Below are 2,217 nucleotides of genomic sequence, written 5' to 3'. Positions count from 1 at the left end.
GCACCTGCGAGGACTCCTGGCTCGCGGCGGTCGAGGCAAGTGAAGAGTATGGGCGTATGTGCGGCAGCCACGGTGAGCAGATCGACCTCTCAGCCCTCCAGCTCTCAGCCCTGGATCTCGAGTCGGGGAGCCCGGGCCGTGGCCGCCGTGGCGGCCCCCGCGGAGCGTCTCGCCCGACCCGCCGACAGGTCCTCGGCACCACGGCCGTGGCGGCCGCCGCCCTGTTCGGGCCGACCAGCACCCGCCGGGCCAACGCCGCCGAGGGGACGTCACCCACCGGAGCCCGCTCGGCCGGTCTCGTCCTGCCGGACGGGTCAACGAGCAGGCGCCATGCGATGCACGTGCACAGCAGCGGGTCGGAGGGATCCGGCTCGTTGGACGGACAGTTGACTCTCGCCGAGCGGAGTGGCTGCGACTTCTACTGGTCGACCGAGCACGACTGGCGGGTGTTCGCGCTGCCGGCGGACGGTCGCCTCCCGCGCGTCTTCAGGTTCACGACGCTGAGCTCCGGCGGGTGGCACTGGCAGCCGGCGAGCCGGGGAACGGCCGCCGTGAGCATCGCTGAGCTCATCCCCTGGGCCGGCTCCACAGCCCTCAACCTCCAGATCCAGAGCTCCCGCGCGGCGACCTACGGCCTGTCGGCCGTGACGTCGAACAACATGCTCGAGGGCAACGTCGTGGGGCGGCAGTTCGGTGGGCCGGTGACCATCCGCGGGCTGTCGGGCACGGCGTACTACGAGATCGCGCTGCAGTTCAGCCGGCATGGCGCCAACGCCCTCTCGATCGTCTACCGATTCGGCCCGACCCCCGATCAGCGGGTCCGGGTCGATGCGTCGACCGGCCACGTCTACACGCAGGTCACGGCCGGCCAGACGATCACCCCGATGGTCACGCCGCTGGACGACCTCCAGGCCTTCTTCGGCACCGAGATCGTCGCCGGCGACAACTCCGTGACCGCGATCAACCTCCAGGTCAGCAGCGTGAACGGGGCGATCGACGTCGTCGTCCCCCGCCTCGACTGTCCCCGGAACATCGTCGGGCAGGACGCGTTCGACGCCCTGAACGCCGTGTTCGACGCGGTGGCGGCGGCGCACCCGCTGGTGACGAGGCGGGTGGGTCTCGAGATCTCCGGCACCTATGACCACCTCAACTGGTTCGGGCCGGACGCGACCAACATCGTCACGGTCGACGGGGGGCTGGAGCAGGTCGTCGCCCAGATCAAGGCGGGCGGCAGCGTCGCCAACTACAACCACCCCTACGGCACCCTGCCCAGGCCGCGGGACGCCCGCCGCATCCTCGCGGCCTTCCAGTACCTCTGTCCGAGCCGAGTGTGGGGGGCCGACGTCCTCGAGCTCGGGTATGACGCCCGCGGCGGGATGACCCTCGATGACCACCTCACCCTCGGTGACCTGCTCTGGTGCAACGGCGTCGTGATGACGGCCAACGGGGTCAGCGACGACCACTACGGCCGGACCTGGTCCGAGACGTTCCTGACCCAGCTCTGGGGGGCCGGGACGCAGGCCGCAGAGCTGCAGGCGCTCCGGGCGGGCCGCGCCACGGTCACGCGGGTGGGTTACGACGGAGACCTGGTCGTCAGCCTCGACGGCCGACCGATGGGGTCCGTGCCCGTCAACTCCTCGAGGAAGCCCGGAGAGCTGACCATCACGGCCACCAACCTGCCGTCGACCTCCAAGATCCAGGTCGTCCAGGGGCAGATCGTCGACCTCGGGCTCGGTCGCACGGCCCCGTCCACCTCGGTCGTGGAGCTGATGCCCTGGCAGTTCGTCGGTGGATCGGCCTCGCTCAGGGTCCCCGGCGGGAACGCCTACTACCGCGTCGCGCTCGTCGACGCCAACGGCTCCATCCGGTCCTTCACCAACCCCGTGTGGTCCGGCGTCCCAGACCTCTCGGTGGTGCCGCGAGAGCGCCTCGTCGGCTGAAATCCCCCGCGAAAGCCAGCGCTCAGTGCGCCGCTGGCGGCGGTGCGGCATTCGCCCGCACGACGCCCTCGAGGTCGACGAGGACGTCGGCCGTCCCGGGGGCGGCGTTCCACAGCGTGATCGACCCGTCGCTGCTGACCGGGACGACCATCGCGGCAGCGATGGTCTGACCGGCGGGGAAGTTGAGGTTGGAGGTCGCGGGCCGGGGGGTCCCCGAGGCGTAGGCGGTGAGCCAGCCTCCGGCCCGTGGCGCCACCACCGTGACGTTCACGACCAC

General features: G+C 71.0%; 2 protein-coding genes. One reads left to right on the top strand and one right to left on the bottom strand.

Annotated elements, in window-relative coordinates; translation table 11 throughout:
• A partial coding sequence (locus Q0R63_RS16370) for a hypothetical protein (protein ID WP_295699559.1) occupies nt 1-1,940 on the top strand: 1,940 nt, incomplete at its 5' end.
• A gap of 22 nt (nt 1,941-1,962) precedes the next feature.
• On the opposite strand, the gene Q0R63_RS16365 is transcribed toward Q0R63_RS16370, so the two are convergent.
• Nucleotides 1,963-2,217: hypothetical protein (locus Q0R63_RS16365; RefSeq protein WP_295699557.1), on the bottom strand; the 255-nt coding region annotated here is incomplete at its 5' end.

Source organism: Lapillicoccus sp. (assembly GCF_025353065.1).
In the GTDB taxonomy this organism is placed as follows: domain Bacteria; phylum Actinomycetota; class Actinomycetes; order Actinomycetales; family Dermatophilaceae; genus Lapillicoccus.
This window is presented reverse-complemented; position numbering and strand designations above follow the sequence as displayed.